The 14,516-nt window shown below is 49.4% G+C and carries 11 protein-coding genes; 4 read left to right on the top strand and 7 right to left on the bottom strand.

All coding sequences use genetic code 11. The annotated features are described in order from the left end of the window. Positions 1–10: 10 nt before the first annotated feature. The 3 genes from focA to pflA all read left to right on the top strand — a co-directional run bounded on the left by focA (position 11) and on the right by pflA (position 4,221). Entirely contained in the window at positions 11–871 is an 861-nt protein-coding gene (gene focA / locus R9X49_RS05235; RefSeq protein ID WP_319847463.1) for a formate transporter FocA, read from the top strand. A gap of 57 nt (positions 872–928) precedes the next feature. Then, positions 929–3,211 carry a formate C-acetyltransferase gene (gene pflB, locus R9X49_RS05230; RefSeq protein ID WP_319847462.1) on the top strand — a complete coding sequence of 761 codons (2,283 nt, stop codon included), beginning with the start codon at positions 929–931 and terminating at the stop codon, positions 3,209–3,211. 269 nt (positions 3,212–3,480) lie between these two features. Beyond that, the gene (gene pflA, locus R9X49_RS05225; RefSeq protein WP_319847461.1) at positions 3,481–4,221 is read left to right on the top strand and encodes a pyruvate formate lyase 1-activating protein; all 741 of its coding nucleotides are present in this window, start codon (positions 3,481–3,483) and stop codon (positions 4,219–4,221) included. Between the two features lie 88 nt (positions 4,222–4,309). On the opposite strand, the gene R9X49_RS05220 is transcribed toward pflA, so the two are convergent. The 3 genes from R9X49_RS05220 to R9X49_RS05210 are packed head-to-tail and all read right to left on the bottom strand — an operon-like array spanning position 4,310 to position 8,356. Further along, complete coding sequence (locus R9X49_RS05220; protein WP_319847460.1) at positions 4,310–5,878, bottom strand: hydantoinase/oxoprolinase family protein; 1,569 nt, start codon at positions 5,876–5,878, stop codon at positions 4,310–4,312. 10 nt (positions 5,879–5,888) lie between these two features. Next, positions 5,889–6,998 carry a DUF917 domain-containing protein gene (locus R9X49_RS05215; protein WP_319847459.1) on the bottom strand — a complete coding sequence of 370 codons (1,110 nt, stop codon included), beginning with the start codon at positions 6,996–6,998 and terminating at the stop codon, positions 5,889–5,891. Between the two features lie 26 nt (positions 6,999–7,024). Beyond that, positions 7,025–8,356 (bottom strand): cytosine permease, encoded by a 1,332-nt coding sequence (locus R9X49_RS05210; RefSeq protein WP_319847458.1) that lies wholly within the window; start codon positions 8,354–8,356, stop codon positions 7,025–7,027. A gap of 273 nt (positions 8,357–8,629) precedes the next feature. On the opposite strand from R9X49_RS05210, the gene R9X49_RS05205 reads away from it, so the two are divergent. Then, complete coding sequence (locus tag R9X49_RS05205; RefSeq protein ID WP_319847457.1) at positions 8,630–9,571, top strand: LysR family transcriptional regulator; 942 nt, start codon at positions 8,630–8,632, stop codon at positions 9,569–9,571. On the opposite strand, the gene R9X49_RS05200 is transcribed toward R9X49_RS05205, so the two are convergent. The 4 genes from R9X49_RS05200 to lolA form a co-directional block, all read right to left on the bottom strand. After that, the gene (locus tag R9X49_RS05200; RefSeq protein ID WP_319848587.1) at positions 9,557–10,711 is read right to left on the bottom strand and encodes an MFS transporter; all 1,155 of its coding nucleotides are present in this window, start codon (positions 10,709–10,711) and stop codon (positions 9,557–9,559) included. The genes R9X49_RS05205 and R9X49_RS05200 overlap by 15 nt on opposite strands. Positions 10,712–11,031: 320 nt before the next feature. Continuing rightward, on the bottom strand, positions 11,032–12,327 hold the full coding sequence (serS, locus tag R9X49_RS05195) for a serine--tRNA ligase (RefSeq protein ID WP_319847456.1): 1,296 nt from the start codon (positions 12,325–12,327) through the stop codon (positions 11,032–11,034). Positions 12,328–12,430: 103 nt separating this feature from the next. Next, positions 12,431–13,774 carry a replication-associated recombination protein A gene (locus R9X49_RS05190; protein ID WP_319848586.1) on the bottom strand — a complete coding sequence of 448 codons (1,344 nt, stop codon included), beginning with the start codon at positions 13,772–13,774 and terminating at the stop codon, positions 12,431–12,433. A 7-nt stretch (positions 13,775–13,781) separates the two neighbouring features. Then, positions 13,782–14,393, bottom strand: a complete 612-nt coding sequence (lolA, locus tag R9X49_RS05185; protein WP_319847455.1) for an outer membrane lipoprotein chaperone LolA — start codon at positions 14,391–14,393, stop codon at positions 13,782–13,784. Positions 14,394–14,516 lie beyond the last annotated feature (123 nt).

Below are 14,516 nucleotides of genomic sequence, written 5' to 3'. Positions count from 1 at the left end.
GAGAGTTAGTGTGAAAGCTGACAACCCCTTTACTCTATTACTCCCGGCTGCAATGGCAAAAGTTGCTGAAGACGCCGGAGTTTATAAAGCTACCAAACAACCGTGTACGACGTTTTATTTGGCGATAACTGCGGGTGTATTTATTTCGATCGCCTTCGTCTTTTATATTACTGCCACCACAGGAACCGCGACGATACCTTTCGGTATCGCAAAGTTGATCGGTGGTATCTGTTTCTCCCTTGGCCTCATGTTGGTTGTCGTCTGCGGTGCAGACTTATTTACCTCAACCGTACTCATCGTGATAGCCAAAGCCAGTGGACGTATTACCTGGAAGCAACTAGCCTATAATTGGGCAAATGTCTATGTCGGCAACCTGATTGGCGCGCTTTTCTTCGTTGGGCTTATCTGGTTCTCGGGAGAACACATGGTCGCGAACGGTGCATGGGGCCTCAACGTCCTGCAAACGGCGGAACACAAGCTGGAACACACATTTGTCGAAGCACTGTGTCTAGGTATTCTGGCTAACCTGATGGTTTGTCTGGCTGTGTGGATGAGCTACTCTGGCCGTACACTTACCGACAAAATGTTTGCCATGATCCTGCCTGTCGCCATGTTCGTTGCCAGCGGCTTTGAGCACAGTATCGCGAACATGTTCATGATTCCTATGGGCATCGTTATCAAAAATTTTGCGACCCCAGAATTCTGGAACGCAATTGGAATGGTGCCTTCTCAATTTGAACATTTAACCGTTAGCCACTTCATTACCGATAACCTGATTCCCGTCACCCTGGGGAACATCATCGGCGGTGGTGTCCTGGTCGGTTTAACATATTGGGTAATTTATTTGCGCGGTGGAGACAAGCACCACTAAGGTGCAATCGGCCGCAACGTCGGGTTTTAAGAAATCCATATCAAAGGTAGGTGTAAAATGACCGAGCTGAATGAAAAATTGGCCAATGCATGGCAAGGCTTTAGCAAAGGTGAATGGCAGGATAACGTCAATGTTCGTGACTTTATCCAGAAAAACTACACACCGTATGAAGGTGATGAGTCTTTCCTGGCTGGTGCAACCAAAGCGACTTCTGCCCTGTGGGACAGCGTCATGGAAGGCATCAAGCAGGAAAACCGCACTCACGCCCCTGTTGATTTTGATACCAATGTTGCCGCAACTATCACGTCTCACGACGCGGGATACATCAACAAAGGTCTGGAAAAAATCGTTGGTCTGCAGACTGACGCTCCGCTGAAACGTGCGTTGATTCCGTTTGGCGGCATCAAAATGGTTGAAGGTTCATGCAAAGTTTACGGCCGTGAACTGGATCCTCAACTGAAAAAAATCTTCACTGAATACCGCAAAACGCACAACCAGGGCGTGTTCGATGTTTACACCCCAGATATCCTGCGTTGCCGTAAATCTGGCGTTCTGACAGGTCTGCCTGATGCCTACGGCCGTGGCCGTATCATCGGTGACTACCGTCGCGTTGCGCTGTACGGTATCGACTACCTGATGAAAGACAAGTTTGCTCAGTTCACTTCTCTGCAAACCAAACTGGAAAACGGCGAAGATCTGGAAGCAACAATCCGTCTGCGTGAAGAAATTGCCGATCAGCACCATGCCCTGAGCCAAATTAAAGAAATGGCCGCTAAATATGGCTGCGATATTTCTGGCCCAGCAACAACGGCTCAGGAAGCAGTTCAGTGGACTTACTTCGGCTACCTGGCCGCGGTGAAATCACAGAATGGTGCAGCCATGTCCTTCGGACGTGTGTCCACCTTCCTGGATATCTACCTTGAGCGCGATCTGAAAGCCGGCAAAATCACCGAAGAAGAAGCTCAGGAAATGATTGACCACCTGGTCATGAAACTGCGTATGGTGCGTTTCCTGCGTACTCCTGAGTATGATGAGCTGTTCTCTGGTGACCCAATCTGGGCAACCGAATCTCTGGCTGGTATGGGTCTGGATGGTCGTACGCTGGTAAGTAAAACCAGCTTCCGTTTCCTGAACACCCTGTACACCATGGGGCCGTCTCCAGAACCGAACATGACCATCCTGTGGTCTGAAAAACTGCCACAGAACTTCAAAAACTATGCTGCTAAAGTCTCCATCGATACCTCTTCTCTGCAATACGAGAATGACGATCTGATGCGTCCTGACTTTAACAACGATGACTACGCGATTGCGTGTTGCGTAAGCCCAATGATCGTTGGTAAGCAAATGCAGTTCTTCGGCGCCCGTGCAAACCTGGCAAAAACCATGCTGTACGCGATTAACGGCGGCGTGGATGAAAAACTGAAAATGCAGGTTGGCCCGAAATCAGAACCGATCAAAGGCGACGTTCTGAACTTCGACGAAGTGATGGATCGTATGGATCACTTCATGGACTGGTTGGCGAAACAGTATGTCACCGCACTGAACATCATCCACTACATGCACGACAAATACAGCTACGAAGCGTCGCTGATGGCACTGCATGACCGTGACGTGTTCCGTACTATGGCATGTGGTATCGCGGGTCTGTCTGTTGCTGCTGACTCCCTGTCAGCCATCAAATATGCCAAAGTTAAACCGATTCGTGATGAAGATGGCCTGGCTATCGACTTTGATATCGAAGGCGAATATCCGCAGTTCGGTAACAACGACGCTCGCGTAGATGAACTGGCTTGCGATCTGGTTGAACGTTTCATGAAGAAAATTCAGAAACTGGCTACCTACCGTGGCGCAACCCCAACTCAGTCCGTTCTGACCATCACCTCTAACGTGGTATATGGTAAGAAAACCGGTAACACGCCAGACGGCCGCCGCGCAGGTGCACCATTTGGACCAGGTGCGAACCCAATGCACGGTCGTGACCAGAAGGGTGCCGTTGCCTCTCTGACTTCTGTTGCTAAGCTGCCGTTTGCTTACGCGAAAGATGGTATTTCTTATACCTTCTCCATCGTACCAAACGCGTTAGGTAAAGATGACAACGTGCGTAAAGCTAACCTTGCCGGTCTGATGGATGGTTATTTCCACCACGAAGCTAGCATCGAAGGCGGCCAGCACCTGAACGTCAACGTCATGAACCGTGAAATGCTGCTTGATGCGATGGAAAACCCAGAGAAATATCCGCAGCTGACTATCCGTGTATCTGGCTACGCAGTGCGTTTTAACTCCCTGACGAAAGAACAGCAGCAAGACGTCATCACCCGTACTTTCACTCAGTCAATGTAATTTCCATGACTGTCTGAAAAGGCGTAAAATAAAGGCTCCACGTCAGTGGGGCCTTTTTCTCACCCCCGATTGTCGTCCAGGTTGTTAGCCTGTTTTGCCAGCCCGCTATATTGCTCTCACCATGTGGATGGCTCGCAAAACAGATTCGACGCAGCATCTGTCACACGGTGTTCTTCTGTCAGCAATCCCTGTCAGAGTGATACCTGCTTTCTCATGACTGCGCTCATAAAGACCGCTATTGTTCGGTCAAATTTGGAGAAAACCTCGCAATGTCAGTAATCGGTCGCATCCACTCCTTTGAATCCTGCGGCACCGTCGATGGCCCAGGCATCCGTTTCATCATCTTCTTCCAGGGTTGCCTGATGCGCTGCCTGTATTGCCATAACCGTGATACCTGGGATACGCACGGCGGCAAGGAAGTGACGGTGGAAGAACTCATGAAAGAAGTCGTGACCTACCGCCACTTTATGAATGCGTCCGGCGGCGGCGTAACGGCATCCGGCGGCGAGGCCATCCTTCAGGCCGAGTTTGTACGCGACTGGTTCCGCGCCTGCAAGGCAGAAGGTATTAGTACCTGTCTGGATACCAATGGGTTTGTACGCCGCTATGATCCGGTCATTGACGAGCTATTGGACGTCAGCGATTTAGTGATGCTCGATCTGAAACAAATGAACGACGATATACACCAAAATTTAGTTGGCGTATCCAATCACCGTACCCTGGATTTCGCTCGCTATCTGGCAAAACGCAACCAGCGCACCTGGATACGTTACGTGGTCGTCCCCGGCTGGTCTGATGATGATGCGTCTGCGCACAAGTTGGGTGAATTCACCAAGGATATGACGAACATCGAGAAAATTGAGCTTCTCCCCTACCATGAGCTTGGCAAACACAAGTGGATCGCAATGGGTGAAGAGTACAAATTAGACGGCGTTAAACCACCGAAGGCCGATACCATGGATCGCATTAAGTCGATTCTTGAAAGCTACGGTCACAAGGTGATGTACTAATCTCTGACATTTCTTGAAAAAATAGCGCGCTCATGGCGCGCTATTTTCATTGTAGCGAAGAGATATCCTTAAACCGTTAAGCGCAGCGCTAAGCCAGATTTCCTGCTGCCTTGATTTTCACCTGTACTGCATTCCCCGGCAAATAAGCCAACGGAATTTCCTGATAGTCGATGATTTCAACGCTGCCCGGCATCGCTCCCGTTTCTTCTGCAAGGCAAATAGTTTGTTGCTGCAGTTCGCTTTTTATCTTTTCACGATCGTTATCCGGCATTTTCACTACGCGTTCAATCTGTGCGCCAACCTTCCCTAACGCCACACCTACCGCATTTGCCGCATCAAAATTCAGCGGACGCATGACCTGACTGATGCCAGATAAAACGTCAGGCAGTAAAATACTGCCGCCACCAACAAGCACAGCGGGAATAGCCGCGTTTGACGATTTGATCCGATCGATAGCACTTTCCACTTTATCAATCATCTGACGATAGGCCTGCTGGCAAAATACATTATCCATTTCAGGCAGCGGACGAGGAAGATCGGATGTCCATCGTTCACGATGGAGTTGCAGCATAATATCGCTGAGCGTTAACGCCTCCCCACCAAAGCTGACGCCCTGTTCAAGCAGGCGATAGCCGACGCTGTCAGGTCCAAGCGTGAGTTTTCCATCCGGAGACTGCCGCACGCAGGTTCCACCGCCAATACCGATAGAAATAATATCCGGCATTCTGAAATTCGTTCGCACATCGCCCACTTCAACGGCGATGGCCGATTCACGCGGGAAGCCATTCACCAACACGCCAATATCTGTTGTCGTGCCGCCGACATCGATAATCAGTGCATTATCCAGTCCAGAAAGGTGGCACGCCCCGCGAATCGAGTTCGTTGGCCCACAGGCCATCGTCAGAATAGGGTACTGCTTCACCATACTTTCGGACATCAATGTGCCGTCGTTTTGCCCGAAGAACGGCGTAGCCGTAATACCGTGCCGGACTAGCGCTTGCGTAAAGCCACTAACAAAGCGGTTTGCCGTGCTTTGCAACGAGGCATTCAGGATTGTCGCGTTTTCCCTTTCCAGTAGTCCCGTGCTGCCTATCCGGTGGGACAACGACACGGAAACGTCAGGCAATGCAGCATTCACCCACTGAGCAACCTGCAGTTCCTGCTTATTGTTTACGGGAGAAAATACGCCACAAATTGCCACGCTATCCACATGACCGCGCATCCTGTCACAGGCTGCTAATACTTCATCCTGCAATACGGAATGAATCTCTCGGCCATCAAATTCATAGCCGCCATGAATTTGGTAGAAATGCTCGCCTAATGTCGTTTGCCACTCGTCATCCCAACCAAATAGTGGCGGAACGCTATCACTGCTTGGCAGGCTCAGGCGCAATAATCCAACGCGATCCAGCCCTTTCCGCTCAACAATCGCATTGGTACATTGTGTTGTGCCCAACATCGCGTAGCGAATATGCTGCGGTTCGATGCCTGACTGCGCCAATACTTCAGCAATCACCCGTTCGATGCCGCTATAAATATCCAGGCTGGTAGGAAATTTGGCCGTCGCAATACAGCGCAGGTCCGCATCTAAAATTGCCGCATCCGTGTTGGTGCCGCCGACATCAATCCCGAGTCGGTAATCATTTTTATGTAACATCGGGAAAGCCTCAGCGATTTGCAAGCTGTTCTATCGGCACATACAGCACCGGATAACCGAAATACTCCGGTCCCGCAACGTCAATCCCTTTTGGCGTTCGCCACTTGTCATTGCACGGATAGGCAATGACATCGACTCGCTGCCCATAACGTAAATGTTCCGTAATAATCGGACGTCCGGTTTCACTGTCTACTATGGAGATTAAATCAGGCACAACAGCCAGCAGATTATCCTGCGTAGGATCTGTCACCTGTGACGAACGATAAGCAAGCAATAGCTCATTCTGGAAAAGCACCGTAAACGACTCACCTTTGTCGTTCCCCATGCCATCCAACACCACTTTGCCCCGCGCAAAACCACCGGTTGTACGCCGAGCCACATCAACAATTTTTCCTGATGCAACGATATGGCCGTTCAGCACGGTAAGCAGAGACTGTACCGGATGGCTGCCCGACTGATGAGCCTCTCGCAGCATTCTTCCAATATCCCGCGCCAGAGTCAGGGTCCCTTTGATAGCACTGCGCTTAAGCTGGCTACCGCGCAACGGATAATCGCACATGGCGCATGCGGCCCCCATTTGTTCCACAATTGAGCGTGCTAACCGTTCTGACCACATACCATCTATAGGGTTAAGAATGACAGCGTTACCCTTCTCATCTGCCAATGTATTCGGGGCGGAGGTTAAATCATCGAGAAAAAAGGTCACCATCTGCGCTTCGGGGAAGGCTCTCCCCATCGCATCACAATCAATAACAGGCAACCCTTTCGCAGCCGCAACCACTAACGGTATTAGTGAGTTGATGCCGCCGACTTCGATAGAAAAAGTCCCAGATGCTGACTCAGTGAGATAATTCTCCATTGTTTCAAACGCTAAGAGAATTTGCCGCGGTGAAATGATTTTTTCGACAGAGACGGTCGGCGCGCCCATCGTACTACACGGGATAAAAAGCTCATTATCCTTTACGTCATCCAGATTCCATAACGTTACAGGCTTCCCATGACGCAAAGCATTTTTCGCAATTAGCGATCCTAAATAAGGATCCCCACCACCGCCGGTGCCAAGGATTGACGCTCCCAGAGCGATGTCGTCTATCATTTCAAAATCAATATAGCGGACCATTACTTATCCAATAACCACTGAACAATCTAGGATTTAGAGAATGAATGGGCAGACTCTGCCAACTGCGGGAATATTTTCCGCATAGCGATATACATCACCAAGCTGATTATTATGCCATCCAATGTAGAAACGGATGTGATCGTAAACAAATCAAAGAAATCTGTAGCTGTTAATAAGCTTACAAGACTGCCGCATAACCATGCGATAGAGGCACAAATATTCAGTAATGGCGGTTGCGATGCGTCCTGCTTTAAACGCGAAGAGTCAAAAAAGTAATATTCAGCAAGGTAAACCCCTGCAATAGGGGAGATTAGGACGCCGAGTAACGACAAAAACTGGGTGAAGTTATTAATCATGCCGTTATAAGCCAAAAACAGACCAGCAAATGCCATCAATACAACGAGTATTGGCCGGGATATTGCTCTGACAACAACAGAGAGGCCTAATGAAGCTGAGATTAAATTAGAACTATTCGTCGTCCATTGAGCAAAAATTAAAATCACAATCGCTGAAACACCGAGACCGATGGTAAAAAATATTTCAACCAAATCGTCACTACCAACCATATGGGTCAATATGAGTGCAACAAGAATCGTTGCGCTATTTCCCAGTAAAAATCCCAAGCCTGAGCCTAATATGGCATCTTTACGTGTTCTGGAATAGCGTGCGATATCAGGCGACATGATACTTGCTGCGACTATCCAGATAGAAACGACGTAAGAAATAGCACTCCCTAAACTTATCGGTTTTTTAATGACAACCTCAGCAGGAGAAGCATGGCCATTAGCCGCGAGATATATTCCGGAGATGATGAGTATAAGCATTAACGGGACGCTTAATGCGCTTAGTTTCCCTAACGCACGAACGCCCCAAATGGCTGTCGAGGCCATTAGGACCATACCGAAAAGCAGGATAAAAAAGCGCCCAGGTTCGAGCTGATAATGTAACAGTGCTTTTTGCAGCATCACACCAAAGAAATCGAGTTGAAAGGCAAACCATCCAACCAGTGAAACAGCGGAAAACACGCCGATCACTTTCCCACCTAGCCGCCCAAAAACAGAAATACTCAGTAGCGTTGTTGATAGCCCACAGCCATAACCAACGTTCGCACATAATGCAGCAAGAACACCCAGTAACGCTGATCCAATAAGCGTGGCGATAACAGCTTGAGAAAAAGGTAATCCACTACTTAGAAAAGACCCGAGAAATAGACCAGAAATATCGATCCCGATAGCCAGCCATATCAAGGCAATGACATACCAGCTTTTTCTGGCTTCTACAGGAACCTTTTCGTATTCGTAATCATAGATCTGCCGCTCCTGTTGTTCTTTTTCAGGCACAGCTTTCCCTTGAGACATATTTCCTCCATTAAATAAGCAGCAAATAATTATTGTATCGTTGTGATATTTTATAGAGGTTGCCTGACGGCGTATAGAACAATGGTGCCGTCAGCAAGCTAACAACACCATTGTGCTTATGAGAGACCCTGATGTGACGCATAAAACCACACTTTTCGTGGCAACCACATCAGCGATGTGGCGTGACAACAAGATAAATGGGTTTCATATCGATTAATACAGATATATTTTGATGTTAACATTCAGATATGTAATGTATGCGAAGGAAATGCTATGCGCTTAGATAAACTGGAGATCCGCTGGTTAAAACTTTTTTGTAAAATTGTTGAAAAACAAGGGATTACCAATGCTCAGGCCGCGACAGGCTTAAGCCAACCTGTACTGAGCCACTACCTGTCTCGCCTTGAGGATACGCTCGGGTTAGTCCTGTGCGAACGTGGTCGCGGCGGTTTTGCCTTAACAACCGAAGGCGAGGTTGTCTATCAGGAAGCAAAATCGGTCATTTCTACCCTTGATGATTTTGCTAACAGACTCGCCCGTATCAAGCATCAACTTATCGGTAAAGTCAAATTAGGTTGTCTGGATAATATTGCGACCCACCCCAATAATGTTGTATCTCAGGCGATAACTGAGCTTTATGCCCAGAGCCCTGAAGTCAATGTCGAACTTGAAATTATGGAATACCTTCCGCTTATGGAGCGATTAAAGAATGGACACCTCGATATCGTTCTAAGCGCCCTACCTGATGATATCCCCTCAGACATTTTTTATGAGCCTGTATTCGTTGAACACAGTTACTTTTATTCACTAGCAGAAAATGCTGAAATTATAGAACGCGAATGGCTCAATGGTGAATTAAATCCTCGTAGACTGCTCATCGGTGGACATGCTTTCAACGAAATATCTAAACAACTAGGTCCTGTATCAAAGCAAGGTTTCCACCAAACAGCCTGGCATCTTGAGGGAAGCCTATTACTCCTGCTTGCAGGTACCCATATTGGATTTCTTCCCGACCATTATGCTGCCGCTTGGGTGGAAAAAGGAAAACTTGCGGCAGTTGCTCCAGATCGTCTAAAGCTAACCAGCATATTTTATCTGGTACGAAACGCAAAACAGCGCCTTAGTCCGGTGGCTGAAGCGCTGTGGAATAACATGGTCGAAGCGGGACAAAGCTCGCTGGCCAGCCTTGATGCCGCTAGCTCAAGCAGCAGCTAACGGCGTTGGATGATGATCGGCTTTTCTGAGCAACATCATCAGGTAGATCATGGCAACAGCGGCAATCAGTACAAACAGCAAGCGATCGGAGTAACTCTGCATCAATACCGCAGCAACGCTTGGCCCGCAAAGACTGCCAAGCGTGTAGCTGAGGAGCAAGGCCTGATTCATCGCTACCAGCTCATCAGGGCGTACTTTTTCACATGCCCACGACATGGCAACGGGATACAGCGTAAACCCTGCGCATCCCAGCAGGAACAGCGACGGTGCCATGGCATAGTGACTGATGCTTAGCATGGCAATACAGCCAATAATGACAACAAAGACTAACACCCGCAGAACCAACAGCCGCCCATATCGATCGGCCATACGTCCAATAGGCCATTGACCGATAATCCCAGAGCTGATCAGCAGTGCCATCCAGTATCCAACCTGCGCATCATTCATTCCCTGATGAGAGAGATACAGTGGCATCAGGCCATACAGCGATCCTAAAATTGCGCCGGAAATAATACAGCCATGTACGCCTAAGCGCGCACTGCGATACGTCAGCATTTTCCACATACTAACAGACTTTTCTTGCTGTTCTGGCGGCGTAGGAAGACGAGTAAACAACAGTGGCAATACTGCCAAAATAACCAGTGCGACCATCCACGGCAGCACGTTCAGCAATGCTGTCGGCAATACGCCAAGCAGGAGCTGTCCAATCACGCTACCGAGGTAATAGGCAATCATATACGCAGCCAGCAGTTGCCCTCGTTGCGTCGGCGTTCCGCTACACAACAAGGCGCTTTCAACCACGACCCAGATTAATGCACAGCCGATCCCAGCAAGAAAGCGCCAGAATAGCCAACTGCCAATATCCGTAGAAATACCGAGACCAGCAATCGCGATGCCAAATAATAAAGCGGCGAAATAATAGCTGCGGTTAAACCCATAAAGTTTGATTAATTTACCGGCGACTAGCGTTCCAACCAGATTGCCGCCGAAATAGGATGAGCCAACGAGGCCAACCTGCCAGACGGGAAGAGATTGATAACTCAGCCAAAGTGGTACCAAAGTATTTAATACCGCGATACAAACTGTCAGCAGCAAGAGTCCGCAGAGCAATAGCAGCACTGGGCGGGAATAAGCAGACATAGCGAAGTGGATAACCAAACAACCGGAGAAGAGTGAGCGCATCATGCCACTGCGTATATAAAAGTCAATCCGGGCAAAAAGTGCTAAAAGTCCTTTCTCAAATTATGGATTGAAAGAATTCATCAACGTCCACAGAAAGGCCTCCACGATTGAAAACAGAAAGAAGCTACTCAACTGATTTTACATCAGTTTTAGCTTTAAAATTAAGTCGAACGGGTTGTTTAAGATAGAGAAGCTATTTTTACGATGAAAAAATATTACCGAACAGGAGGCGTAAAAAAAGCGCCTTTAAACGGGCGCTTTTTTCAGGTCATCGGCGATTAACCAATAAATTCCAGCCCGCCCATATACGGACGCAGCACTTCAGGAATTTCAATACGGCCATCAGCCTGCTGGTAGTTTTCCAGAACAGCCACCAGTGTACGACCAACTGCCAGACCAGAACCGTTCAACGTGTGAACCAGGCGGGTCTTCTTGTCGGACTTGCTGCGGCAGCGAGCCTGCATACGACGCGCCTGGAAATCCCACATGTTTGAGCAAGAGGAGATTTCACGGTACGTATCCTGCGCCGGCAGCCAGACTTCCAGATCGTAAGTTTTGGTGGAGCCAAAGCCCATGTCGCCTGTGCACAGCAAGACTTTACGATACGGTAATTTCAGCAATTGCAGTACCGTTTCGGCGTGGGTCGTCAATTCTTCCAGCGCCTGCATCGAATCTTCAGGACGGACGATTTGTACCAGTTCAACCTTGTCAAACTGGTGCATACGAATCAACCCACGCGTATCGCGACCGTAAGAACCCGCTTCAGAACGGAAGCAAGGCGTGTGAGCGGTCATCTTCAACGGCAAGGATTCTTCATCAAGAATCTCGTCACGCACCAGATTGGTCAACGGAACTTCAGCCGTCGGAATCAGCGCATAGTTGCTGTTTTCCGCTTCTTCGCTCAACGGTCGGGTATGGAACAGATCTTCGCCAAATTTAGGCAACTGACCGGTACCGTATAGCGTGGCGTGGTTAACCAGATAAGGCACATAGGCTTCCTGATAGCCATGCTGTTGCGTATGCAAATCCAGCATGAACTGGGCAAGCGCACGATGCAGACGGGCAATTTGCCCTTTCATCACGACAAAACGCGCACCCGTTAATTTCACCGCAGCGGCAAAATCCAGTCCGGCAGCCATCTCGCCGAGTTCAACATGATCGCGCACCGGGAAATCATACTTGCGCGGCTCACCCCAGCGAGTCACTTCCTGGTTCTCTGTATCATCCTTACCAAGCGGTACAGAGTCGTCTGGCAGGTTTGGGATCGTTAGCGCCAGATCGCGAATTTCATTCTGCAACTGATCCAGCTCGGCTTTCGCGGCATCCAGTTTTTCGCCTAATGTGTTGACTTCACGACGCAAAGGCTCGATATCTTCACCGCGTGCTTTCGCTGCACCAATCTCTTTCGATCGGGAGTTACGCTCTGCCTGCAGGTTTTCGGTTTCTACCTGCAATACTTTACGACGTTCTTCCTGCTTACGCAGGGTCTCAACATCCAGCTTAAAGCCTCTGCGAGCCAGTAACTTTTCGGCGACTGCGTCTAGCTCATTACGCAGTAAATTGGGATCGAGCATGCTAATCCTGTGCTTATGATTATCAAATGAAATGATGGCGTACACGGCGCGCTACGCGGCCGGTTTCAGAAAATACCTCAATAACCTTACCGCAACGCTTAGTTCAACGGTAGCGTTTTGTCGGGCTATTTTGATCCTGAGCGGCAAGCCAGGCGAGCTTTTCACCAATTTTGCCCTCAAGGCCGCGCGAAGTCGGCGTGTAATAGTGCGTATCCGCCATTTCCTGTGGAAAGTAGATCTCGCCAGCGGCATAGGCATTGGGTTCATTGTGTGCGTACCGATACTCTGCCCCGAGCCCCATTTCTTTCATCAAGCGGGTCGGTGCGTTGCGCAAGTGCTCAGGAACATCATAGTCTGGCTTCTCACGCGCATCCTGCATCGCCGCTTTGAACGCGCTATATACGGCATTACTTTTGGGCGCGCAGGCCAGATAAACTATCGCCTGAGCGATGGCGCGTTCTCCTTCCGCCGGGCCAACGCGAGTGAAGCAATCCCAGGCGGAGATCGCCACCTGCATCGCACGCGGGTCGGCATTGCCGACGTCTTCCGACGCAATCGCCAGCAATCGTCGGGCAACATACAGCGGATCGCCACCGGCGGTGATTATCCTGGCGTACCAATAAAGCGCCGCATCCGGCGCAGAGCCTCTTACCGATTTATGCAGCGCCGAAATCAAGTCGTAATAGCGGTCACCTTTGTTATCAAAGCGGGCACTGCGCTCGCCAGCAATTTCATTGAGGAGCGCCGGCGTCAAGACACGCATGCCCTGCGCATCAATTTCCGCCATATCCGCCATCATTTCCAGACTATTCAGCGCACGTCTGGCATCACCATTGACCAATTCAGCCAGCATCCGTGCGGTGTCGGCAGGCAGAACAATATTCTGTCCGCCGTATCCCCGCTCGCTGTCACTCATCGCCTGCTGCAATACCTGTTCGATATCTTCTACCGTCAGCGCTTTCAGCAAATAGACACGGGCACGAGATAACAACGCGGAATTAAGCTCAAAAGAGGGATTTTCCGTTGTTGCCCCAATGAAGGTGATCGTTCCATCTTCGATATGTGGCAAAAACGCATCCTGCTGGCTTTTGTTGAAACGATGGACTTCATCGACAAACAAAATGGTACGACGCCCCGCATTGCGGTTTTGTAGGGCACGTTCAATCGCTTCACGAATTTCTTTAATACCGGACGTCACGGCAGAAATGCGTTCTACATCAGCCTGCCCGTAATGCCCAATCAATTCTGCCAGCGTGGTTTTTCCCGTTCCTGGCGGTCCCCAGAGAATCATGGAGTGCAACTGCCCTGCCTCGATTGCCCGTGGCAAAGGCTTACCGGCGCCTAACAGGTGCTGTTGACCAATATACTGCGCCAAGGTCTCTGGCCGCATACGCGCGGCCAGGGGCTGGAATTCGTTGTGGGAAAAATCAAGGGACAGGTTGCTCACTCTGGCCTCACTGACGCTGGTCATCCAGCGTGACGCCTTTCGGCGGTGTGAACGTAAATTGCGCGGCATCAACAGCGGCATTTTGCTGGTTCTTCAGCACATAAGTGCTCCGCTGCCCATCCTGTTCCGTCGCGGTAAACTGCTTGATTGTGCCGTTTGTCGTCACATTAATCGCGAACTGTTTCAGATTGCCACTCGCGGATTTCGGCGTAAGCTCGAAGTCATCGCCTTTCTGACGCACATTGTATTTATTCCAGTCGCTGGCATCGTTACGCGTAATCAGAATGAACGGCGTATTTCCTGTTGCATCCTTCAGCCAGGTTGCCGTGACTTGCTCCACAAACGGATTGTAGAACCAGAGCGTTTTTCCGTCAGAAATCAGGGTACTTTCATCAGGTGATGTGGTTTTCCAGTTAAATAAGTTAGGACGCTTCAACCACAGTTCACCTTCCCCTTCCTGCACGGCTGCGCCATCGGCGCTGGTGACTTTCTGGCTAAAATTTGCATGGAAACTGTTTACTTTATTGAGGCGACCCTGCAAATCTTTTGCCGCGTCCGCATAGACAGCGGTTGAGGTCATACCTGCAACCAGGCAACTGATAGCTAACCACTTTTTCATACGCATAATCCTTTGAATTTCCTGATATAACAACCTTCACATATTGACGTCAGATGCTTTGCACGAGACCTATGTGATTTGTGGATCGGTGTTATTTGTCGATCTACGTTATCTGTAGATCTA

Source organism: Pectobacterium carotovorum, assembly GCF_033898505.1.
In the GTDB taxonomy this organism is placed as follows: Bacteria; Pseudomonadota; Gammaproteobacteria; order Enterobacterales; family Enterobacteriaceae; genus Pectobacterium; species Pectobacterium carotovorum_J.
The sequence above is the reverse complement of the archived record's forward strand: the minus strand, read 5'-3'. Positions and strand labels throughout refer to the sequence as shown.

Excerpts from the sequence above, each read along its gene's own strand:
- pflB (WP_319847462.1), top strand. The coding sequence starts at position 929 with ATGACCGAGCTGAATGAAAAATTGGCCAATGCATGGCAAGGCTTTAGC.
- pflA (WP_319847461.1), top strand. The coding sequence starts at position 3,481 with ATGTCAGTAATCGGTCGCATCCACTCCTTTGAATCCTGCGGCACCGTC.
- R9X49_RS05220 (WP_319847460.1), bottom strand. The coding sequence starts at position 5,878 with ATGTTACATAAAAATGATTACCGACTCGGGATTGATGTCGGCGGCACC.
- R9X49_RS05215 (WP_319847459.1), bottom strand. The coding sequence starts at position 6,998 with ATGGTCCGCTATATTGATTTTGAAATGATAGACGACATCGCTCTGGGA.
- R9X49_RS05210 (WP_319847458.1), bottom strand. The coding sequence starts at position 8,356 with ATGTCTCAAGGGAAAGCTGTGCCTGAAAAAGAACAACAGGAGCGGCAG.
- R9X49_RS05205 (WP_319847457.1), top strand. The coding sequence starts at position 8,630 with ATGCGCTTAGATAAACTGGAGATCCGCTGGTTAAAACTTTTTTGTAAA.
- R9X49_RS05200 (WP_319848587.1), bottom strand. The coding sequence starts at position 10,711 with ATGTCTGCTTATTCCCGCCCAGTGCTGCTATTGCTCTGCGGACTCTTG.
- serS (WP_319847456.1), bottom strand. The coding sequence starts at position 12,327 with ATGCTCGATCCCAATTTACTGCGTAATGAGCTAGACGCAGTCGCCGAA.
- lolA (WP_319847455.1), bottom strand. The coding sequence starts at position 14,393 with ATGAAAAAGTGGTTAGCTATCAGTTGCCTGGTTGCAGGTATGACCTCA.